Annotated in this window: 15 protein-coding genes and 1 pseudogene; 8 read left to right on the top strand and 8 right to left on the bottom strand. The window is 73.9% G+C overall.

What is annotated here, in order from left to right; all coding sequences use genetic code 11:
• Nucleotides 1-120: 120 nt before the first annotated feature.
• A complete protein-coding gene (locus AVL62_RS08310) occupies nucleotides 121-2,133 on the top strand; it encodes a BCCT family transporter (RefSeq protein ID WP_058891245.1) in 2,013 nt (670 codons plus the stop codon).
• A 38-nt stretch (nucleotides 2,134-2,171) separates the two neighbouring features.
• Here the strand turns inward: AVL62_RS08310 and AVL62_RS08305 are convergent.
• Nucleotides 2,172-2,858, bottom strand: a pseudogene (locus AVL62_RS08305) (SUMF1/EgtB/PvdO family nonheme iron enzyme); the annotation flags it as partial.
• A gap of 206 nt (nucleotides 2,859-3,064) precedes the next feature.
• Here AVL62_RS08305 and betC point away from each other — a divergent pair.
• Both betC and AVL62_RS08295 read left to right on the top strand, forming a co-directional pair.
• Nucleotides 3,065-4,615, top strand: a complete 1,551-nt coding sequence (gene betC / locus AVL62_RS08300; RefSeq protein ID WP_058891159.1) for a choline-sulfatase — start codon at nucleotides 3,065-3,067, stop codon at nucleotides 4,613-4,615.
• A 155-nt stretch (nucleotides 4,616-4,770) separates the two neighbouring features.
• Complete coding sequence (locus tag AVL62_RS08295) at nucleotides 4,771-6,492, top strand: BCCT family transporter (protein ID WP_083518818.1); 1,722 nt, start codon at nucleotides 4,771-4,773, stop codon at nucleotides 6,490-6,492.
• 180 nt (nucleotides 6,493-6,672) lie between these two features.
• Here the strand turns inward: AVL62_RS08295 and AVL62_RS08290 are convergent, their stop codons facing one another.
• Nucleotides 6,673-7,923 (bottom strand): aspartate aminotransferase family protein, encoded by a 1,251-nt coding sequence (locus AVL62_RS08290; protein WP_058891157.1) that lies wholly within the window; start codon nucleotides 7,921-7,923, stop codon nucleotides 6,673-6,675.
• 66 nt (nucleotides 7,924-7,989) lie between these two features.
• Here AVL62_RS08290 and AVL62_RS08285 point away from each other — a divergent pair, with 66 nt between their 5' ends.
• A complete protein-coding gene (locus tag AVL62_RS08285; protein ID WP_083518800.1) occupies nucleotides 7,990-9,528 on the top strand; it encodes an NAD-dependent succinate-semialdehyde dehydrogenase in 1,539 nt (512 codons plus the stop codon).
• Here AVL62_RS08285 and AVL62_RS08280 read toward each other — a convergent pair.
• Nucleotides 9,516-10,238, bottom strand: coding sequence for a GntR family transcriptional regulator (locus AVL62_RS08280; protein ID WP_058891156.1), 723 nt, complete (start codon nucleotides 10,236-10,238; stop codon nucleotides 9,516-9,518). The two genes, AVL62_RS08285 and AVL62_RS08280, sit on opposite strands and share 13 nt — an antisense overlap.
• Nucleotides 10,235-10,996: a maleate cis-trans isomerase gene (locus AVL62_RS08275; RefSeq protein ID WP_058891243.1), complete on the bottom strand. Its 762-nt coding sequence runs from the start codon at nucleotides 10,994-10,996 to the stop codon at nucleotides 10,235-10,237. Before AVL62_RS08275 ends, AVL62_RS08280 begins: the two co-directional genes overlap by 4 nt.
• A gap of 78 nt (nucleotides 10,997-11,074) precedes the next feature.
• On the opposite strand from AVL62_RS08275, the gene AVL62_RS08270 reads away from it, so the two are divergent.
• Complete coding sequence (locus tag AVL62_RS08270; RefSeq protein WP_058891155.1) at nucleotides 11,075-13,993, top strand: FAD-binding and (Fe-S)-binding domain-containing protein; 2,919 nt, start codon at nucleotides 11,075-11,077, stop codon at nucleotides 13,991-13,993.
• A gap of 329 nt (nucleotides 13,994-14,322) precedes the next feature.
• Here the strand turns inward: AVL62_RS08270 and AVL62_RS08265 are convergent, their stop codons facing one another.
• From AVL62_RS08265 to AVL62_RS08250, 4 genes are read right to left on the bottom strand one after another with little or no spacing between them, the layout of a single operon-like run.
• The gene (locus AVL62_RS08265) at nucleotides 14,323-15,534 is read right to left on the bottom strand and encodes a M20 family metallopeptidase (RefSeq protein ID WP_058891154.1); all 1,212 of its coding nucleotides are present in this window, start codon (nucleotides 15,532-15,534) and stop codon (nucleotides 14,323-14,325) included.
• On the bottom strand, nucleotides 15,531-16,742 hold the full coding sequence (locus AVL62_RS08260) for a PLP-dependent aminotransferase family protein (RefSeq protein WP_058891153.1): 1,212 nt from the start codon (nucleotides 16,740-16,742) through the stop codon (nucleotides 15,531-15,533). The genes AVL62_RS08265 and AVL62_RS08260 overlap by 4 nt, the downstream gene beginning before the upstream one ends.
• Nucleotides 16,739-17,959 carry a M24 family metallopeptidase gene (locus AVL62_RS08255; RefSeq protein WP_083518798.1) on the bottom strand — a complete coding sequence of 407 codons (1,221 nt, stop codon included), beginning with the start codon at nucleotides 17,957-17,959 and terminating at the stop codon, nucleotides 16,739-16,741. Before AVL62_RS08255 ends, AVL62_RS08260 begins: the two co-directional genes overlap by 4 nt.
• Nucleotides 17,956-18,729 (bottom strand): Asp/Glu racemase, encoded by a 774-nt coding sequence (locus AVL62_RS08250; protein ID WP_153011721.1) that lies wholly within the window; start codon nucleotides 18,727-18,729, stop codon nucleotides 17,956-17,958. The genes AVL62_RS08255 and AVL62_RS08250 overlap by 4 nt, the downstream gene beginning before the upstream one ends.
• 65 nt (nucleotides 18,730-18,794) lie before the next feature.
• On the opposite strand from AVL62_RS08250, the gene AVL62_RS08245 reads away from it, so the two are divergent.
• From AVL62_RS08245 to AVL62_RS08235, 3 genes are read left to right on the top strand one after another with little or no spacing between them, the layout of a single operon-like run.
• A complete protein-coding gene (locus AVL62_RS08245) occupies nucleotides 18,795-19,793 on the top strand; it encodes a D-2-hydroxyacid dehydrogenase (RefSeq protein ID WP_153011720.1) in 999 nt (332 codons plus the stop codon).
• Nucleotides 19,790-21,262 (top strand): amidase, encoded by a 1,473-nt coding sequence (locus AVL62_RS08240; RefSeq protein ID WP_058891152.1) that lies wholly within the window; start codon nucleotides 19,790-19,792, stop codon nucleotides 21,260-21,262. The genes AVL62_RS08245 and AVL62_RS08240 overlap by 4 nt, the downstream gene beginning before the upstream one ends.
• Complete coding sequence (locus AVL62_RS08235) at nucleotides 21,259-21,765, top strand: DUF3830 family protein (RefSeq protein ID WP_058891151.1); 507 nt, start codon at nucleotides 21,259-21,261, stop codon at nucleotides 21,763-21,765. Before AVL62_RS08240 ends, AVL62_RS08235 begins: the two co-directional genes overlap by 4 nt.
• Nucleotides 21,766-21,794 lie beyond the last annotated feature (29 nt).

Genomic DNA, 21,794 nt, shown 5'->3' with positions numbered 1-21,794 from the left:
CCTGGGTGGCCGCTGTTAACGTTCGCCCCACGCCGTCCCCCGGGCGGTGGACCTCCGCCCGGCGCGCCACCTGTGCGCCAGGGTCTCGACACCGCGACGAACCCAGAGAAGGCCACCGTCATGGCAGAGGACCGACCACCGCCCCGCACGACGATCGCCCAGGACGCCCGCCAGGCCGGACGACGGGCCGGGGCCTCCCTCGGCAAGCTCGACTACCAGCGCCCGAGGTACCCGCACGACATCCACCCTGCCCTCGTCCCCGGGATCTCGGTGGACGAGCAGCGGCGCCGCTACAGCCTGAGCATGACGGTCTTCGCGCTGGCCGGCGTGCTCACCGTCGCCTTCGTCATCTGGGGCGTGGCGGACTCCGAGGGCGTCGCCCGGGTCTCCGCAGCCGCCTTCTCGTGGGCGACGACGAACCTGGGCTGGCTGTTCAACAGCGTGGCGATCATCATCCTCGTGGCGCTGCTCATCATCGCGTTCTCGCCCTACGGCCGGATCCCGCTGGGCAAGGACGGCGAGACGCCGGAGTTCAGCACCTTCGCCTGGGTGGCGATGCTCTTCGCCGCCGGCATCGGGATCGGCGTGCTCTTCTTCGGCCCCTCCGAGCCGCTCACCTACTTCGTCACCCCGCCCCCGCTGACGAACGAGGCGGAGTCGACCGAGGCGCTGCACCGGGCGATGGCGCAGACCTACTTCCACTGGGGGTTCCACGCCTGGGCGATGTACGCCCTCGTCGGGGGAGCGGTGGCCTACGCCGCCTACCGGCGCGGGCGCAGCCTGCTCATGTCCTCGATCTTCCGCAGCCTCTTCGGTGCCCGACACGCGGAGGGCTTCGCCGGCAAGCTGGTGGACATCTTCGCGATCATCGCGACCCTGTTCGGCACCGCCGCCGCCCTGGGCATCGCCGCGATGCAGATCGGGGCAGGGGTGAGCATCGTGTCCGGCGTCGACGAGCTGACCAACACCGTCCTGGTCGTCATCATCCTGGTGCTCACCGTCGGCTTCATCGTCTCCGCGGTCTCCGGGGTCGCCCGGGGCATCCGCTACCTGTCCAGCATCAACATCGTGCTCACGGTCGGCATCGTCGGCCTCGTGCTCTTCCTCGGGCCGACGCTGTTCCTCATGAACCTGCTGCCCTCGGCGATGATGGAGTACCTCGGGTCGATGTTCGACATGATGGGCCGCTCGCTGTCGTGGGGTGAGGAGACCCAGACCTACCAGTCCGCCTGGACCGTGTACTACTGGGCGTGGTGGATCTCCTGGTCGCCCTTCGTCGGGATCTTCATCGCCCGCATCTCGCGCGGGCGGACGGTCCGCCAGTTCCTGCTGGGGACCATCCTCATCCCCTCGTCCCTGCTCTTCGTCGCCTACGGGATCATGGGCGGCACCTCGATCTGGATGTACCGCGAGGGGCTGCCGGGCATGAGCGCCGACCTGGCGCCCGCCGAGGTGTTCTTCGCCGTCCTGGACAACCTTCCCTACGTCGGGTGGCTGCCCTACGTCGTCATCGTGGTGCTGTCCATCTTCTTCATCACCTCGGCCGACTCGGCCTCGGTGGTCATGGGCATGCTCGCCAGCAACGGCGACCAGAACCCCCGCCGGTGGGTGGTGGTGTTCTGGGGTCTGGTCATGTCGGGGATCGCCGTGGTCATGCTCTCGCTCGGTGACGCGACCGCGCTGGAGGGGCTGCAGCAGCTGGTCATCGTCACCGCGGTGCCGTTCGCGCTGGTGATGCTGCTCATCATCGTGGCGTGGTTCCGGGACCTGCGGACCGACCCGCTCACGCTGCGCCACCTGTATGCCGAGAACGCCGTCCGCAACGCCGTCGTCGAGGGCGTGGACCAGTACGGCGACGACTTCGCCCTCGAGGTCGTGCACGCCCGCCCGGGGGGCGGCGCCGGGGCGGAGGTCGACTCCGAGCACGAGAACTACACGGAGTGGTACCGCCGCACCGACGAGAACGGCGACCCGGTGGACTACGACTACGAGACCGGCGAGTGGGGCGACGGGTGGACCGCCGACGACACGGAGGAGGGTGCCCCCGGGCCGGAGGAGGCCGCGGAGCCGGAGGAGGCCCCGCCTGCCGAGGGCTCACCCCGGGACGACGCCGCCAACCGGAACCCGGTGTGAGCCAGCGAGCTGTCCGCGGTCGCGCTGGTGCGGGCGGAGGTGCGGTAGCGGCGGCAGTAGGACGCGTGGCAGAGGTAGGAGCCACCCCGCAGGACGGGGTCGGCGCTGCCCGCGCCGAAGGCGCCGGAGGTCCACTCCCACACGTTCCCGGTCATCTGGTGCAGACCGAAGCCGTTCGCCGGGTAGGCGTCCACGGGCACCGTGCCCACAGGTGCGTCGGGGCCGTCCGGGAAGGTGCCCGAGAAGGTGTTCATCAGGGGCCGGCCGCCCGGCTCACGCTCCGCGCCCCAGGGGTAGGGCTGCTGGTCCAGGCCGCCACGCGCCGCGAGCTCCCACTCCGCCTCGGTCGGCAGCCGGGCGCCCACCCACCGGGCGTAGGCCAGCGCATCCGCCTGCGAGACGTGGGTGACGGGATGGTCGGGACGGTCCTCGGCGCTGGACCCGGGTCCCTCGGGGGCCCACCACGTCGCCCCGGCCACCTGGCGCCACCACGGGGCGGCCCGCACGGCGGGAGCGGACTCCCGGTGCTCCGGGGCGAGCAGACCGACGAACACGAAGGAGCTGCCGTGCCGCTCGGCGTCCGTGCGGTGCCCCGTCTCCTGCACGAAGGCGGCGAACGCCGCGACGGTGACGGTGGTGGGGGAGAGGGCGAACGGGTCGACGTGCACCGCCCGCACCGGACCCTCGCCGTCCCCGGGGTAGGCCAGGGCGTCCTCGCTGCCCATCCGGAAGGTCCCGCCGCGCAGCCCGACGAGGGTGAGCCGGGACGGGGCCTGGTGGGCCAGCCGGGCGACCACCCCGGGGTCGGTCCTCGGGGGCGGCGACGTCTCCGGCCGGGGGGACGGCATACCCGGGTCCGGGCGTGCGGGACCGCAGCAGGCGCCCACCGCACCACCTCCAGGACCGGACGACCGACGGGAACGACGCACCCATGACGGCACCGAACATCGTAGTCATCCAGGCCGACCAGCTCGCCCCGCAGGCGTTGGGCGCCTACGGCGACGAGGCGGCGCTGACCCCGCACATGGACGCGCTGGCGCAGGACGGTGCGGTCTTCGACCGCGCCTACTGCACGACCCCGCTCTGCGCGCCCTCCCGGGCGTCGATGATGACGGGGCTGCTGCCCTCCGAGCTCGGGTGCTTCGACAACGGCGACGACTTCGCGGCCTCGGTGCCGACCTTCGCCCACCTGCTGCGGTCGGCCGGGTACCACACCGCGCTGGTGGGGCGCATGCACTTCATCGGCCCGGACCAGCACCACGGTTTCGAGCAGCGCCTGACCACGGACGTCTACCCGGCCGACCTCGACATGGTCCCCGACTGGGGCCGGCCGCTGGACCAGCGGCTGCAGTGGTATCACGCCGCGGACCCGGTCTTCACCGCCGGCGCCGCCACGGCCACCGTGCAGCAGGACTTCGACGACGAGGTGCTCTTCCGCAGCCTGCGGCACCTCGACGACCGGGCCCGGGCCCACCAGGCGGCCCGCCGGGCCGGGGACCCGGCGCAGCCCTTCCTCATGGTCACCTCGTTCATCCACCCGCACGACCCCTACGAACCGCCGCGGGAGCACTGGGAGCGCTTCGCGGGGGTGGCGGTGCCCGACCCCGTCCACCCCCAGGTGCCGGACGCCGGTCAGGACCCGCACACGCACCGGTTGCGGACGATGAGCGGTCTCGACCGTCAGGACCCCGACCCGGGGTCGGTGGCCCGGGCCCGGCGGGCCTACTACGCGGCCGTGAGCTACGTCGACGACATGGTCGGTGCGCTGCTCGCGCGGCTAGACCTGCTCGGGCTGGCGGACAGCACCGTGGTCGTGCTCACCAGCGACCACGGGGACATGCTGGGCGAACGGGGCCTGTGGTACAAGATGTCGCCCTACGAGCGGTCGAGCCGGGTGCCGCTCGTCCTGAGCGGGCCGCCCGACCTCGTGCGGCCGGGGCGCTACGCCAACCCGGTGAGCCTGCTCGACGTCCTGCCGACGCTGGTCGAGCTCGCGGGTGCGGACCCCACCCCGGTCGGCGGCGCCCGGGCGGGTGTCTCGCTGCTGGAGAGCGCGCGGCGGGAGGTGGCCGGCGCCTCGCCGCAGGACCGGGACGTCGTCGTCGAGTACCTCGCGGAGGGGACCCACCACCCGCAGGTGACCCTCGTCCGCGGCCCGCTGAAGCTGGTGCTCTGCCCGGGGGACCCGGACCAGCTCTACGACCTCGCGGCCGACCCGCACGAGCTGCGCAACGTCGTGCTGGAGGACGGGTACGCCGAGGACGCGGCCGCGATGCGGGCCGAGCTCGAGGACCGCTACGACCTCGCCGCGCTGGAGGCGGAGGTCCTGGCCAGCCAGCGGCGGCGCAGCCTCGTGGCCCACGCCCTGTCCCAGGGACGGGCCCGGCCCTGGGACCTGGTCGTGCAGGAGGAGGAACGCTACGTGCGCGGCGACTTCTGGGCGGCGTTCCGCTACGCCAAGCTGGCCGACGGCGGGGAGTGAGAGGGCGGCCGCAGGCCGCACATCGTTGCCGATTCGTTGCCGTCCTGCCCGGCGCGGAGGTAGCCAGGGCGTGACCTTCTCGCTATGGTCGCGTTGTCGACAACTAGACAATCAGCATACTGCGCTGTCCCGTGCGCGACCCCAAGGAGACGACCGTGGACGACCTCGCACGCCGGTTGGGCCTGAAGACCAACCCTCAGATCTTCTTCACCTCGGCCGGGTTGATGGTCCTCATCCTGGCCCTGCTGCTCATCTTCCCCGCCAGCATCGGTGACGGCTTCGCCGCAGCCCGCACGTGGGTGACGACCAACCTCGGCTGGTTCTTCATCTTCGGCGTCACCGTGTGGCTCATCTTCCTCATCTGGATCGCCAGCAGCAAGTACGGCGACCTGAAGCTCGGCAAGGGCGACGAGGTCCCGGCCTACACCCGGGTCTCCTGGTTCACCATGCTCTTCGCCGGCGGCATCGGCACCATCCTCATGTTCTGGGGCGTCGCCGAGCCCATCTCGCACTTCACCACCCCGCCCTTCCCGGACGTGGAGCCCTACAGCGCCCAGGCGGCGGAGGACGCGATGAACGTCGCGCTCTACCACCTGGGTCTGCACACGTGGGCCATCTTCACCCTCCCCGGGCTGGCCTTCGGCTTCTTCATCTACCGCTACGACCTCCCGATGCGCGTGAGCTCGGTGTTCTACCCCTTCCTCAAGGAGCGCATCCACGGCCCGATCGGCAGGACCATCGACGTCTTCGCCGTCCTCGGCACCCTCTTCGGCCTCGCGGTCAGCCTGGGTCTGGGCACCTCGCAGATCAGCGCCGGCCTGTCCGAGCTGACCGGCGTCGGTGACAGCGTGCTCGTCCGGGTCCTCGTCATCACCGTGCTCACCGCCGTGGCGACCACGTCGGTGGCCGTCGGTCTGGACAAGGGCATCAAGCGGCTGTCCAACCTCAACATCGGGATGGCCGTCGGCATGATGCTCTTCGTCCTCTTCACCGGGGGCGCGACGGTCTTCCTGCTCCGCTCGCTCATCGAGAGCGCCGGCAACTACCTGGCCGCCCTGCCCTCGCTGGCCTTCTGGAACGACGCGCTGGCCAACGCCACCCAGGCCGACGGCTGGGGCTGGCAGGCCGGGTGGACCGTCTTCTACTGGGCCTGGACGGTCACCTGGGCACCCTTCATGGGAGTCTTCCTGGCCCGGATCTCCCGGGGCCGCACGGTCCGGGAGTTCGTCGGCGGCGTCCTCGTGGCCCCCACGCTGTTCACCCTCGTGTGGTTCGTCATCTTCGGCTGGTCGGCGATGGAGATCGACGGCATCGGCGGTGACGGCGGGCCGATCTCCGCGGCGGTCGCCGAGAGCGTGCCGCTCGCGATGTTCACCTTCTTCGAGAACTTCCCCCTGACGACGCTGCTGCAGGGCCTGGTCATCGTCATCGTGGCGCTCTTCTTCGCCACGTCGGCCGACTCCGCGGCCCTGGTCATCGACATGCTGTGCAGCGGCGAGAACGACGAGGGCCCGGTCGGACAGCGCGTGTTCTGGGCGGTCTGCCTCGGTGCGCTGGCCGCGCTGCTCATCGTCCTCGGCGGTGACGAGGCCCTCCCGGCGCTCCAGGAGGTCATCACCGTCGTGGGGCTCCCGATCTTCATCCTCGTCTTCGCGATGATCCCGGCCCTCTTCGCCGGCCTGCGGGCCGAGAAGAAGCGGGTCGAGCACGGCGACCCGACGGTCACGCCCCAGGAGCAGATCGAAATCGTCGAGCGGGAGGACGAGCGGCATCGCGAGGAGGCCGCCCGGCAGCGCGAGGAGGCCGAGAACGGCGTCCCGGCGGCGCAGCAGGACGACGCCGAGGACGAGAGCAGGCAGCCCACGGCCGGGTCCTGACCACGACCGGAGCCCGTGACCACCCTGAGGTGGTCACGGGCTCCGGTCGTGCGCCTCGACCTCTCGGCGCGCGACTGCACCGGACATGTCGTCCTCCAGGGCGATTCCACGACATACCCGGTGCAGTCGGCGTCGTCCCGGGGCGACCCGGGGCCACTCGGCGGTCGGAGCGCGTCCGGGTCAGAGCACGTCGGCGAGCGACTTCTGCCACAGGTCGCCGGCCTCGTCCACCTGCTCCTCGGTCACCACCAGGGCGGGGATGAAGCGCACCACCTGGCCCCAGGCGCCGCAGGTGAGCAGCAGCAGGCCGTGCTCGGCGGCGGCCTGCTGGGCGCGCGTCGCCGTGGCGCCGTCGGGCTCGCCGTCCGCGGTGCGGAACTCCGAGCCGAGCATGAGCCCCAGCCCGCGCACGTCGGTGATCTCGGCGTGCTCCCGGGCGGCGGCGGTGAGGCGCCCGCGCAGCTGCTCGCCGCGCGCCGCCGCGTTGCCCACGAGGTCCTCGCGGCGCATGACGTCAAGGGTCGCCAGCGCCGCGGCGCAGGCCACCGCGTTGGCGCCGTAGGTGCCGCCCTGGGAGCCGGGCCAGGCCCGCCCCATGAGCTCCTGCGACGCGGCGATCCCGGACAGCGGGAAGCCCGAGGCGATCCCCTTGGCGGTGATGAGCACGTCGGGCCGGACGCCGAAGTGGTCGTGGCCCCAGAAGCGGCCGGTGCGCCCCCAGCCGGTCTGCACCTCGTCGACGACGAGCAGGATGCCGTGCCGGTCGGCCCGCTCGCGCAGCCCGGCGAGGAACTCGGCCGAGGCGGGGACGTAGCCGCCCTCGCCCAGGACCGGCTCGACGAGGAAGGCCGCGGTGTCCTGCGGCGCGGTCACCGTCTGCAGGAGGTGGTCGAGCTCGCGCAGCGCGAAGTCGGTGGCCTGCTCCTGGCTCCAGCCGTAGTGCGTCGGGTTGGGGAAGGGGGAGACCGCGACGCCCGGCATGAGCGGGGCGAAGCCGGAGCGGAACTTGGTGCCCGAGGTCGTCAGCGAGGCGGCCGCCACGGTGCGCCCGTGGAAGCCCCCGTGGAAGGCGACGATGTTGGGCCGGCCGGTGGCCTGCCGGGCGAGGCGCAGCGCGGCCTCGACCGCCTCCGACCCGCTGTTGGCGAAGAACATCGAGTCCAGGCCCTCGGGGAGGACCTCGGACATGCGCTCGACCAGGTCGAGCAGCGGACGGTGCATGACCGTGGTGTACTGCGCGTGGATGATCTTGGCGACCTGCTCCTGCGCGGCCGCCACCACGTCGGGGTGGGCGTGACCCGTGCTGGTCACGCCGATGCCGGCGGTGAAGTCCAGGTACCGGCGGTCCTGCTCGTCGAAGATCACGGCGCCCTCGCCGCGGTCGGCGATGACGGGAGTGGCTTGCTTGAGCATCGGGCTGAGGTGCGCCACGGTCGACTCTCCTGGGATTGGTAGATTGTTGACAATCTGAACGTACCGCATCACCAGGAGGTCGTCGTGAGCGCCGAAGGACCCGTCGAGCAGACGTCGCAGGACCGGGGGAGCAGCCCGCGGGAGCAGCAGGACCGGGACCCCGCCCTGGACCGCGTCCCGACCGACCTCTTCATCGGCGGTCGGTGGGTGCCGGCCGCCTCGGGGGAGCGCTTCGACGTGCAGGACCCGGCGACCGGCCGCGTGCTCGCGAGCGTCGCCGACGCCGGACCCGAGGACGGTATGCGCGCGCTCGAGGCCGCCGCGCAGGCGCAGGCCGAGCTGGCCGCGAGCTCGCCCCGGCAGCGCGCCGACTGGCTGAACGCGGCATACCAGGCGGTGATGGACCGCGCCGACGAGCTGGCCCTGGTCATGACCCTGGAGATGGGCAAGCCGCTGGCCGAGGCCAAGGGCGAGGTGACCTACGCCGCGGAGTTCCTGCGCCACTTCGCGGGCGAGGCGCTGCGCATCGAGGGGGGCTACCAGAGGTCGCCGGCGGGCGACGGGCGCTTCCTGCTCCTGCGTCAGCCGGTCGGGCCCTCGCTGCTCATCACCCCGTGGAACTTCCCCATGGCGATGGGCACCCGCAAGATCGCCCCCGCCATCGCCGCGGGGTGCACCAGCGTCATCAAGCCGGCCCACCAGACCCCGCTGTCGATGCTGGCCCTCGTCGACGTCCTGGCCGAGGTGGGGGTGCCCGCCGGTGCCGTCAACGCGGTCACCACCACCCACGCCGGTGCGGTCATGGAACCGATGATCCGCTCCGGGCTGGCCCGCAAGCTGTCCTTCACCGGCTCCACGAAGGTCGGCAAGGTCCTGCTCGAGCAGGCGGCCGAGCGGGTCATGCGCACCTCGATGGAGCTGGGCGGCAACGCCCCCTTCATCGTCTTCGAGGACGCCGACCTCGACGACGCCGTCGCGGGCGCGATGGCGGCCAAGATGCGCAACATGGGCGAGGCGTGCACCGCCGCCAACCGGATCTACGTGCAGGAGTCGGTCGCGGAGGCCTTCGGGCAGCGGCTCGCCGAGGAGATGTCCCGGCGCCGGATGGGCCCCGGCACCGAGGAGGGCGTCACGGTCGGTCCGCTCATCGACGAGGCCGCCCTGGACAAGGTGCGCGAGCTGGTGCAGGACGCGGTCGAGCGCGGTGCGCAGGTGCTCACCGGGGGCGAGGCCCCCGGCGGGGACGGCTGGTTCTACCCGCCCACCGTGCTGACCGGGGTGTCCCCGGAGGCCCGGATGGGCAGCGAGGAGATCTTCGGCCCGGTCGCGCCGCTCACCCCGTTCACGACCGAGGCCGAGGTCGTGGGCCTGGCCAACGACACCCCGTTCGGGCTGGTGTCCTACGTCTACACGCGCGACCTGGACCGGGCGCTGCGCATGGCCGAGGCGCTGGAGTCCGGCATGGTCGGTCTCAACCAGGGCGTGGTGTCCAACCCCGCGGCGCCCTTCGGCGGGATCAAGGAGTCCGGACTGGGCCGCGAGGGCGGCGCCGTGGGCATCGAGGAGTTCCTCGAGCTCAAGTACGTCGGGATCGCCGGGCCGCGGCCCGCTCAGGACGGCTGAGCCCCCGCCACCGGCGGGCCGAGGCTGCCGCGCGGCGAGCCGGTGAGGCGGTGCATGGCGTCGCGCATGTGCCGGACGAGCAGGGCGTCGGTGCGGCGAGCCCCGCCCCGGGTGAAGGACCGGGCGATCTCCCGGTGCTCGCCGACGCGCTCCTCGTCCACCGCGTAGGTCGGCTCCAGCAGGTGGATGCACATCCGCGTCTCGGTGAGCAGGGTGGCGTGGAAGCGGGACAGCTGCGGGCTGCGGGCCCGGTCCACCAGCACCTGGTGGAAGCGGATGTCGACCGTGGACACCCGGCGCACGTCGCCGGTCGCCGCGGCGGCCGCCATGTCGTCCACGACGGCGAGCAGGGCCTGGCTCGCCTCCTGCGGGTCGGTCTCGTGGATCCGGTCCCCCGCGGCCCGCTCGACCGCCGCCCGGGCGAGGTAGAGGTCGCGGACCCGGTCGTCGGTCATCTCGACGACGAAGAGGCCGCGGTTGCGGTGGGCCACCAAGAGGCCCTCCTGAGAGAGCCGCTGCAGACCCTCGCGCAGGGGGCCGCGGCTCACGCCGAGACGCGCGGCGTACTCCACCTCGCCGAGCTGGCTGCCGGGGGCGATCTCCCCGCTGGCGATGGCCTCGCGGATGCGCGCCGCGACGATGCTCGGGGTCGACTCGCGCGGCACCGGTCGCAGCGCCGGGACGCCGACCTCGGTCCCGGGCTCGCTCATGCCGCCGCCCCGTCCGTCGGCGCGGGGCGGCGGGGCTCCGCGAAGAGCCGCCCCAGCCCCGGCACCGCCGGCACCTCGCCCAGCAGCGCCAGCCCGTCGTGCAGGCTCACCTGGTTGGCGGTGAGCACGACGGTCCCGAGGTGGGCCTCCAGGTCCGCTAGCCAGGGCAGGGTGTGCAGGGCGGTGTCCGGGACGAGTACCGCCTGCGCCCCGGTGCGGTCGACGCCGTCGGCGAGGGCCAGCACCTGCTCACGGCCCAGGGTGCCGACCTCGGCGGCGGTGAGGATGTCGTGGCTGCCCAGGGCGGTCACCTCGATGCCGGCGCGGCCCAGGAAGGTCACGAAGGCCGAGGCGACGTCGTGCGGGTAGGACGCTGCCACCGCGACCCGCGTCAGCCCCAGCCGGTGCGCGGCCCGGACGAACGCGAGCGAGGTCGAGGTGGTCGGCAGCCCGGTGCGGGCGGCCAGCCCGCCCACCTGCTCGTGCGCCCCCTCCCAGCCGAAGACGAAGCTGCCCGAGGTGCACGCCCACACGAGCGCGTCGCAGGGGGTGCTGCGCGTCAGCCGGTCGGCACCCTCGGCCAGCCGCGCCGCACCGCCCAGGTCGAGCAGCGCGTCGACCCGGTGCGCGTCCTCGCCGACGCTGGTGTGCGCGACCGGCAGGCGCACGGCATACCCCGCCTCGCGGAGCACCCCCTCCACCCACGGGTAGTCGTCCTCGGCGCTGTGGCCGGGGTAGAGGATCCCGATCGTGCTCACGCTCACCCCTGTCGACGGCGGCCGTCGTCCTCGGCCGGCTGGTGCGTAGATTGTAGACAATCATCGTCAGGAGGACAGATGGAGTACGACGTCGCCCGGCTCTCCCGGGCCCTCGAGGCGCAGGTGCGGGGGTCGGTCGGCGCGGACGCGCTCTCGCGGGCGCTCTACGCCACCGACGCGTCGAACTACCGCGTCGTGCCCGACGTCGTCGTGGTTCCGCGGGACGAGCAGGACCTCGTCACGGCGCTGGGGCTGGCGCGGGAGGCCGGCGCACCGGTGGCGCTGCGCGGGGGAGGGACCTCGATGGCCGGCAACGCGCTCGGCGGCGTGGTCGTCGACGTCTCGCGGCACCTCGACCGCGTCCTCGACCTCGACCCGGTCGCGCGGACGGCGACCGTCCAGCCGGGGGTCGTGCTCGGCCACCTCGTCGCGGCGGCGCAGCGCCACGGGCTGACCTTCGGCGCCGACCCGTCGTCGGCGAGCCGGTGCACGCTCGGCGGGATGATCGCCAACAATGCCTGCGGCGCCCACTCGGTCGCCTGGGGCACCACGGCCGACAACGTGCGGAGCCTGCGGGTGCTCACCGCGGCGGGGGAGCAGGCCCGCGTGGACTCCCTCGGCCCGGGCGGCGCCGGGCCCAGGGGGTCGACGCCGCCCGACCCCGTCCTGGCCGGCATCCACGCCGAGATGTCCCGCCTCGGCCGGGACCATGCGACCCTCATCGGCCGGCGCTTCGGGACCTTCTCCCGGCAGATCTCGGGGTACGCCCTCCAGCACCTGCACCCCGACCGCGGCGTCGACCTGGCACGGCTGCTGTGCGGCAGCGAGGGCACCCTCGCCACCACGCTGGAGGCGACCGTCGCGCTCGCCGAGCCGCCGCCCGCGGTGGTCCTGCTGACGCTGGGCTTCCCGGACGCGGTGTCGGCCGCGCGCAGCGTGCCGACCGTGCTGCCGCACGGTCCGCTGACGATGGAGTCGATCAACGCCACGCTCGTCGAGCGGCTGCCCGACGACACCCGCCGCGCCGCGCAGCAGGCCGGCCTGCCGGAGGGACGCATGTGGCTGCTCGTCGAGATCGGCGGTGCGGACGACGCCGAGGCCCGCACCCGCGCCGGTGACGTGGCCGCGGCGGTGCGTGACGGCATACCCGGGAGCACGGCGGCGGTCGTCACCGACCCAGGCGCCCAGGCGGTGCTGTGGCGCTGCCGGCGCGACGGCACCGGGCTGGCGACGCGCCGCGCCGACGGCGCCGAGGCGTGGGCGGGCTGGGAGGACGCCGCCGTCCCGCCGGAGCGGCTGGGTGACTACCTCACCTCGCTGGAAGAGCTCATGGGGCGCTACGGCTACTCGGGGGCGTCCTACGGCCACTTCGGCGAGGGCTGCATGCACCTGCGCATCGACTTCGACCTCGTCACCGATGCGGGGGTCCGGGCCTACCGCGGCTTCGTCGAGCAGGCCACCGACCTGGTCGTCTCCCTGGGCGGGTCGGTCTCGGGCGAGCACGGCGACGGCAGGGCGCGCGGGGGGCTGCTGGAGCGGATGTACGGCGCGGACGCGACGGCGCTGTTCGCGGAGGTCAAGCGCGTGTGGGACCCGGAGGGCCGGCTCAACCCCGGTGTCGTGGTGGACCCCCCGCCGGTCGACGCGGCGCTGCGCCAGCACGGCCACGCGCAGGGATTCCCGCAGCGCACCACCCTGGCCTTCACGGCCGACGGGGGGAGCTTCGCCCAGGCGCAGCGACGGTGCGTCGGGGTGGGCAAGTGCGTGCAGACCTCGGGCGGGGTGATGTGCCCGAGCTACCAGGTGACCCGGGAGGAGAAGGACTCCACCCGCGGCCGGGCGCGGGTGCTGTTCGAGATGATGGAGGGCGACGTCATCACCGACGGGTGGCGGGCGGAGGAGGTCCACGACGCGCTCGACCTGTGCCTGTCCTGCAAGGGATGCGTGGGCGACTGCCCGGTCAACGTCGACATGGCGAGCTACAAGGCCGAGTTCACCCACCAGTTCTACCGGGGCCGGCCCTGGGCGCGGCCGCGGTCGCACTGGTCGATGGGGTGGCTGCCGGTGCTCGCGCGCGGTGCCGCCCTCGCCCCGAGGACGGCGAACGCGCTGACCGGGTCGCGCCTGGCCGGTCTGGTGCGGCGGGCCGGTGGCGTCGCCCCGGACCGGGAGCTGCCGACCTTCGCCACGCAGAGCTTCACCTCGTGGTTCGCCCGGGAGCACACGCCGGCGCGAGGGGAGGGGCGGACCCCGGTCCTGCTCTGGCCGGACACCTTCACCACCCACCTCGCGCCCGAGGTGGGCCGGGCCGCGGTAGCCGTGCTCGAGGACGCCGGGATGGAGGTGCACCTGCCGCGCGGGCCGGTGTGCTGCGGGTTGACCTGGGTCTCGACCGGCCAGCTCGGGGTGGCCCGACGGGTCCTGCGGCGGTCCCTGGCGACCGTCGGGCCGGCGCTGCGGGCGGGGGCGACGGTCGTCGGGCTCGAGCCCAGCTGCACGGCGCTCTTCCGGCACGAGGCGGTCGACCTGCTCCCCGACGACGAGCTCGCCGCGCTCGCGAGGGGCCAGGTGCGGACGCTGGCCGAGACGCTCGCCGAGGTGGCGCCCGGGTGGGAGCCGCCGCAGGTCGGCCGGGAGGCCCTCGTCCAGGTCCACTGCCACCAGCACGCGGTGCTGGGCTTCGACGCCGACCGGGCGCTCATGGAGCGTGCCGGGATCCGGGCGCGGGTGCCCGACTCCGGGTGCTGCGGGCTGGCCGGCAACTTCGGCTTCGAGGACGGGCACGCGGACCTCTCACGGCAGATCGGCGAGCGGGTGCTGGCCCCGGAGGTCCGCGCGGCGGACGCCGCCACCGAGGTCCTCGCCGACGGCTTCTCCTGCCGCACCCAGATCGCCGACCTCACCGCCCGCCAGGGCCGCCACCTCGCCGAGCTGCTGGCCGACGGCATACCCCGCACCCAGGCGGCGGGCACCGCGTCCGCGCCGGGCCCGCGGTAGCCGCACAGGACGCGCCGTCGGTGCGCTCCGGACGCGTGTTCGTGATGCACAGGACGCGTCGTCGGTGCGCTCCGGACGCGTGTTCGTGATGCACAAGACGCGTCGTCGGTGCGCTCCGGACGCGTGTTCGTGATGCACAGGACGCGCCGTCGGTGCGCTCCGGACGCGTGTTCGTGATGCACAGGACGCGCCGTCGGGTCGCTCCGGACGCGTGTTGGCGACACACAGGACGCGTGTCTCGACCGACGAGTCGTGTCTGTGCCATTGCGCACGTCCTGGGGGTGCTGACGACGTGTTCGGTGCGCGCTGGTGACGTGTTCGGTGTGTGGCTAGCGCGCGTCCGGTGCGAGGAGGTGCAGGATCGTGCGGGCGTAGCCGCGGGCCGCGACGACGAGCTCCTCCACGGCCACCGACTCGTCCGGGCGGTGGGCCTGCTCGTTGACCGAGCCAGGGCCCTGCACCACGACCGGTATGCCCCACGCCTGCGCCACGAAGCCGCCGTCGCAGGCGGCCGTCCACCCCTGCAGGGGCACCGGCCCGCGCCCGGCCCCGCTCATGGCCGCGTCCACGGTCCGCACGAACGGCTCCTCCGGGGCGGTCTCGAAGCCGGGCATGTCCATGGGCGAAGTCACCGACCAGGTCAGCCCGCGCGCCCCGAGGTCCAGGGCCTCGAGCCGCCCGCGCACGGTCTCGACGACCGCCTCCATCGACTCCCCCGGCAGCAGCCGGCGGTCCACCTCGACCCGGCAGAGGTCGGGCACCGCCGACCCCGAGGTGCCCCCCTGGATGACGCCGACGTTGACGGTCGCCGGGCCCACCAGGGCGTGCGCGGTGCCCGCCAGCTCCTCGTGCCAGCGGTCCAGGTCGGCGACGACGAGCGCGGCGCCGCTGATGGCGTTGCGACCGTCCGCCGGCCGCCCCGCGTGCGCGGCGACCCCGCGCACCTCGATGTGCAGGTATGACGCACCCCGCGCGGCCACGACCGTCGCCAGGTCGGTCGGCTCGGCCACGACGCACCCCAACAGGTCGGGTGCCGTCTGCTCGACGTAGCGCCGGATGCCGATGCCGTTCTGCTCCTCGTCGCACAGCGCGTCCAGCAGGACCGGCCCGGTGAGCCGCACCCCGGCCTCGCGCACGGCGGCCATCGCCAGCAGCACCGCCGCGAGCCCGCCCTTCATGTCCGCGCTCCCGCGGCCCACGAGGCGCCCGTCGGCGAGGTCGGCGGCGTAGGGGTCGACGCCCCAGTCCTCCAGGGGGCCGGGCGGGACGACGTCCGTGTGCCCGAGGAAGAGCAGCCCGGGGCCGTCGCCGCCGTCGAGGCGCACGCCGACGTTGGGCCGGCCCGGCTCGACCTCCTCCAGCGCCGCCGAGAGCCCCAGGCCCTCGGCCAGCCCGGCCAGCGCCTCGGCGGTCGCGGCCTCCTCACCCGGAGGGTTGGCGCCTGGGGCCCGGACGAGCTGCTGCGCCAGCGGCACGAGACGCTCGGCGGTGATCCGGGCCAGCACCTCCTGCTCGGTGCCGGCCGGCCGGGCGTCCGTCATGGGCCGGCGGCGACGTCCACCGCGCGCGCCAGCCTCGCCACCCCCTCGTGGATGCGGTCCGTGGGGGTCGAGGCGAAGCACAGCCTCAGGTCGTGGGGGAAGCGCCGGGCGGGGGAGAAGGCGTTGCCCGGGATGTAGGCGACGCCCTCGGCGAGCGCGGTCTCGAAGAGCGCCTCGGTGTCCACCTGCTCGTCGAAGGACACCCAGAGGAAGAAGCCGCCCTCGGGGTCGGTCCACGTCGCCCGGCCCGAGAAGTGCTCGGCGAGCGCCTGCTGCATGGTGTCCTTGCGTCGGCGGTACTCCTCCCGCTGCTCGGCCAGGTGCACCTCCAGCCGCCCCGAGCGCAGGAAGCCGGCGACCAGCCGTTGCGCGGGCAGGTTGGTGCACGTGTCCATGGACTGCTTGGCGTGGATGAGCAGCTGGGCCAGCGAGGGGTCGGCGTCCACCCAGCCCACCCGCAGCCCGGGGGCGACGATCTTGGAGAAGGTGCGCACCGAGAAGACCAGGGGGTCGCCGTCGGCGAGCTCGTGCAGGCTCGGGACCGGGTCCCCGGCGAAGCGCAGCATGCCGTAGGGGTCGTCGTCGAGGACGACGCTGCCCCAGGAGCGGGCCAGCTCCAGCAGCTCGCGGCGACGGTCCAGCGACATCGAGGTGCCGGAGGGGTTCTGGAAGGTCGGCACGGTGTAGATGACCTTGGGCGGGCGGCCCGCGCGGTCCACGGCGGCCCGGAGGGCGTCGATGGACATCCCGTCCTCGTCGACCTCGATCTCGGCCAGCTCGGCCTGGTAGGCCAGGGCCGTCGCGCTGCCGTTGGTGTAGGTCGGCGACTCCACGGTGACGAGGTCGCCCGGGTCGATGAAGAGCTTGGCGGCGAGGTCGAGCCCCTGCATGCCGCCGGCGGTGATGGTGAGGCGCTCGTCCGTGGTGGCGTCGGTCGTCCCCGCGAGCATCTCCAGCAGGGCCGCGCGGAGCCCCGGGTCGCCCTCGGTGGCCGCGTAGTCGTAGGACGCGGGCGTGCCGAGCTCGGTCCGGGCGGCCTCGGCGAGCGCCTCGGTGGGGATCGCCTCGGCCGCCGGGCTGCCCATGGCGAAGCGGACGATGTCGTGGGTCTGCCGGGCCAGCAGCGAGGTGCTGGAGTCGATGACCGAGCCGACCAGCAGGTCGGTCCGGGAGGCCAGCGGGAGGCCGGTGGTGGCGGCGGAGGTCATGGGTGGGTCACCAGTCCTTGGTCGAGGGGGGCGAGCAGTTCGGGCGGTCCGTCGGTGATGAGCACCGACTCGGAGGTCTCGTAGCCCCAGCTGTCCATCCACATCCCGAGGATGACGTGGAAGCACATGCCGGGGGTCAGCACGGTGTGGTCCTCGGCGCGCAGGCTGACCGTGCGCTCGCCCCAGTCGGGCGGGTAGCCGATCCCGATGGAGTAGCCGATCCGCGACTCCTTCGACAGGCCGTACCGGGCGATCGTCCTGGTGAAGGCGGCGTGCACGTCGGCGGTGGTGCTGCCGGGCCGCATCGCCGCCAGCGCCTGCTCCAGCCCGAGGCCGGTGGCCTCGGCGGTCTGCGCCAGCCGGGCCGGGGGAGGTCCCAGGCTGACCGTGCGCGCCAGCGGCACGTGGTAGCGCCGGTGCACGCCGGCCAGCTCGACCGTCGTGGCCTCGCCCTGGCGCAGCGGCTCCTCCACCCAGGTCAGGTGCGGGGTGCCGGCGGTCTCGCCGGTCGGCAGCATCGGCACGATGGCGGGGTAGTCCCCGCCCAGCGCCTCGGTGCCGTGGGCCTGCGCCTGCTGGATCTGCGCGACCACGTCGCACTGGCGGGCTCCCGCCCGCAGGCTGTCGACGGCGACGGTCATGGCCCGCACCGTGACCTCACCGGCCGCCCGCATGAGCGCGATCTCGGTGTCCGACTTCACCACGCGCAGCCAGTTCACCAGCTCGAGGCTGTCGACCAGCTGCGCCTGGGGCAGGCAGGCGCCCAGCGCGAGGTAGGCGCGCGGGCTGAAGTAGTGGGCGTCCAGCTCCAGGGCGAGGACCGCCGGGCCGGTGGGCAGCGCGCCGACCTCGCGCCCGCGCCGGGCGATCCACTCCCAGGGGTGGATGTCGTGCCGGTGGACGTAGTGCTCGGGGTAGCCGTGGATGCGCTCGGGCGGCAGCGTGGCGGTGTGGTGCCCGCCCTTGGCGTCCATGGCCCGGAGCACCAGGTGGGCCTCCCCGCGCACCGGGACCAGCAGGGCCTGCGGCATGTAGAACGACCAGGCGTTGTAGCCGGTGAGGTAGTAGAGGTTGGCCGGGTCGGTCACGACGAGCGCGTCCTGCCCGCGGCTGGCCAGCACGTCCTGCACCCGGGCCAGGCGCTGCTCGTGCTCGGCCCGGAGCGTGTGCGGGTGGGCGGTCTGCTCGGCCGTGGTGATCTCGGTCAGCTCGGTCACGGTGCTCCCTGCTGGGTCTCGGTGGTGCTGAGGATGCTGCCGTCCCCGAGGTCGGGGCGGTGGTCGAGCAGCGCCTGACCGGGGCCGACGGCCGCGCGGCCCAGCACCGCGAGGGCGAGCCACAGGGTGACCTGGTTGGCGCTGAGGACGGGTATGCCGAGCTCGGCTCCCAGGTCGCCGAGCAGGTCGTAGGTCCGCAGGTTGGTGCAGGACACGAAGACGGCCCCCGCGTCCGGGGCCACCGTGCGCCGCACGAGGTCGGCGGTGACCTCCTCGGGGACCGTCCAGATCTCCCCGGACAGCCCGAGGTGCCCGGCGGAGACCACCCGGATGCCGGCGGCGGTGAGGAAGCGGCCCAGGCTCTCGGTGACCGCCTCGTCGTAGGGCGTCACGACGCTGACCCGGTCGACGCCGAGCGCGCGCAGGGCGCCGACCGCGGCACCGCTGGTGGTGACGGCCGCGGGGGCGCCGGCCTCCAGGACGGTCTCGCGCAGCGCCCGCTCGCCCTGGGCGCCGGCGACGAAGCTCCCGGACGTGCAGGCGTAGGCCACCACGCCCGGCAGCACCGCCGACAGGTCGTGGGTGGCCTGGTTGACCGCCCCGGGCGCCCGGACCGCGCGCGCCTGGGCCATGCTCACCGGCAGCGGCAGGTGGGGCGTGCGGGTCAGGTGCAGGGTGGCGCCCAGGGGGCACCACCGCCACAGCTCACGGTCCAGGGCGAAGTCGTAGGGCACGATCACGCCGATCCCGTCCTCGCGGATCTCACGCACCTGCCCCACCCTGCCTGACGACGAGGATTGTTGACAATCCGACACGGCCTTTCTACGGTCACCGTGTGACGGGATCTCGCGCACGAGCCGTGGTGCTGACGGCGCCGGGTCTGGACCCGCCGCCCCAGCTGGCCGACCTGGAGGACGACCTCGAGCTCGACGTCGTGGACGCCGACGGCCTCGCGTCGGCCCTCGGCGGGGCGCAGGTCCTCTTCCTCTGGGACTTCTTCTCCCCGGCCGTCCAGGACGCCTGGGACGCCGCCGACGCCCTGGAGTGGATCCATGTCGCCGCGGCCGGCGTCGACAGCCTGCTCTTCCCCGCGCTCGTGCGCTCGCCGGTCACCGTCACCAACGCCCAGGGGGTCTTCGACCGCCCCATCGCCGAGTTCGTCCTGGCCAGCGTGCTCGCGCACGCCAAACGGCTGCACGAGAGCCGGGAGCTGCAGCGCCAGCACGTGTGGCAGCACCGGGAGACGGCGCTGCTGGCCGGTCAGCGGGTCATGGTGATCGGCACCGGAGGGATCGGCCGGGCGACCGTCCACCTGCTGCGCGCGGTGGGGTGCGAGGTGCGCGCCGTGGGCCGACGGGCCGTCCCGGACGACCCGGAGCTCGGCGAGGTCGTGGCGAGCAGCTCGCTCGCCGAGCACGTCGGCTGGGCCGACCACGTCGTCAACGCCGCGCCGCTGACCCCCTCCACGACCGGTCTGCTCGACGCCGCGGTGTTCGCGGCCATGCGGCCGAGTGCGCACGTCGTCAACATCGGCCGCGGGGCGAGCGTCGTGCAGGAGGACCTCCTCGCCGCGCTGCGGGAGGGGCGGCTGGGCGGTGCCTCGCTGGACGTGCTGGAGGAGGAGCCCCCACCCCCCGGGTCACCGGTCTGGGACACGCCCGGGCTCGTGCTGTCGGCCCACCTGTCCGGTGACGTCGTCGGCTGGCGGGACACCCTCGCCGACCAGTTCGTCGCCAACGCGCGCCGCTTCCTGGCCGGGGCGCCCCTGAGCGGGGTCGTCGACAAGGACCTGGGCTACGTCCCCCGCTCACCCGCCGGTCAGGTCGCGGTATGACGTCCGGTCCCCTGGGCGGGTCCGGTCCCCGTCACCCGTCCCGCCCGACCGCCCTGGAGCTCTCGGCTGCCTACGCCGCGGGCACCACGACGCCCGAGCAGGCCACGGAGCGGGCCCTGGCGGCGATCGAGGCCCTCGACCCGCTCGTGCGGGCGATGGTGCTGGTCGACGCCGAGGGGGCCAGGCGCTCGGCCCGGGAGTCGACGCGCCGCTGGGAGCAGGGGCGGCCGCTCGGCCCGGCGGATGGCATACCGACGACGATCAAGGACATCCTGCTCACCCGGGGGTGGCCGACGCTGCGGGGCAGCCGGCTCATCGACCCCGGGACCGGGTCGGACTGGCCCGAGGACGCCCCCGCCGTGGCGCGCCTGCGGGCAGCCGGCTGCGTGCTCCTCGGCAAGAACGCCACGCCCGAGTTCGCCTGGAAGGGCACCACCGACTCGCTGCGGCACGGCGCGACGGGCAACCCCTGGGACCCGGCGCTCACCGCGGGCGGGTCCAGCGGGGGAGCGGCGGCCGCGGTGGGCCTGGGGATGGGCGCCTGGTCGGTCGGCACCGACGGCGGGGGCTCCGTGCGGATCCCGGCGGCCTTCACCGGGACCGTGGCGCTCAAGCCCACCTACGGGCGGGTGCCGCTGCACCCGGCCAGCCCCTACGGCACCCTCGCCCACGCCGGTCCGATGACGACCTCGGTCGCGGACGCCGCCCTGATGCTCGACCTCGTCGGGGTGCCCGACCCCCGCGACTGGTCGGCGCTGCCGGAGCCGCCGCGCTCCTTCCTCGACGGGCTCGACCACGGCGTCGAGGGACTGCGGGTCGCGGTCTCCCCGCGGCTGGGGCTGGGGGGCGACGTCGTCAACCACCCGGCCGTGGACCGGGCGGTGCTCGAGGCCGCGGAGGTGCTGGCCGCCGCCGGTGCCAGGGTCGAGGAGGTCGACCCGGACCTGGCCGGCACCGGCTGCCTGGAGGCCTTCCACACGCTGTGGTTCACCGGTGCCGACAAGGTCGTCCAGGCCTACGGGCAGGACGCCCTGGAGCAGGTCGACCCCGGACTGCGGCGGGCGATCCGTCGCTACGGGCAGGGGGTGAGCGCCGCCGACTACCTCGACGCCACCGCCGTGCGGATGGAGCTGGGCCGACGGATGGGCCTGTTCCACGAGGAGCACGACGTGCTCCTCACGCCGACCGTCCCCGGCCCCGCCTTCGACCTCACCCGCCAGGGACCCGACGACCCCGACCAGCTGTGGACGTCGTGGACGCCGTACACCTACCCCTTCAACATGACCCAGCAGCCGGCGCTGTCGGTGCCCGCCGGGCTCACCGACGACGGCCGGCCCGTCGGGGTGCAGCTGGTGAGCGCCCGGCACGCCGACGCCCTCGCCCTCCGGGTGGGGCGCACGCTGGAGGAGCGCACCCGCTGGCGCGACGTCATACCCCCTTTGCTGGACCGGACCGAGGAGCACCCATGAGCCGCTTCATCACCATCACCCTGGACACCCGCGGCGTCACCTGCCGGGCGCGGCTGCTGGAGGACGAGGCGCCCCGGACGTGCGCGGCGGTGTGGGACGCCCTGCCCCTCAGCGCACCGGTGTTCCACGGCAAGTACGCCCGCAACGAGATCTACACCCTGCTGCCCCGCTTCGGGGACGACCCCGGCAAGGAGAACACCACGGTCACCCCCATCCCCGGTGACGTGTGCTGGTTCACCTTCGACGGCGCCGACCTCGGCAACCCCGCCTACGGCTACGAGACCGAGCGTGAGCACCGCGCGGCGGGGGAGGGGGGCATCGTCGACCTCGCCGTGTTCTACGGGCGCAACAACCTGCTCATCAACGGGGACCAGGGGTGGGTGCCGGGCAACGTGTTCGGCGAGATCGTCGAGGGCCTGCCGGAGATGGCGCGCGCCTGCCAGGACGTCTGGATGGGCGGCGCCCGCGGCGAGACCCTGACGCTGGCCCGCGCCGAGGGCTGAGCGGCGCCGGCCAGGAGCCAGGCGCAGAC

Origin of the sequence: Serinicoccus chungangensis (genome assembly GCF_001483745.1) — a bacterium.
Classification (GTDB): Bacteria; Actinomycetota; Actinomycetes; order Actinomycetales; family Dermatophilaceae; genus Ornithinicoccus; species Ornithinicoccus chungangensis_A.
Note: the sequence above shows the minus strand (reverse complement) of the source record. Positions and strands in the feature narration are given on the sequence as shown.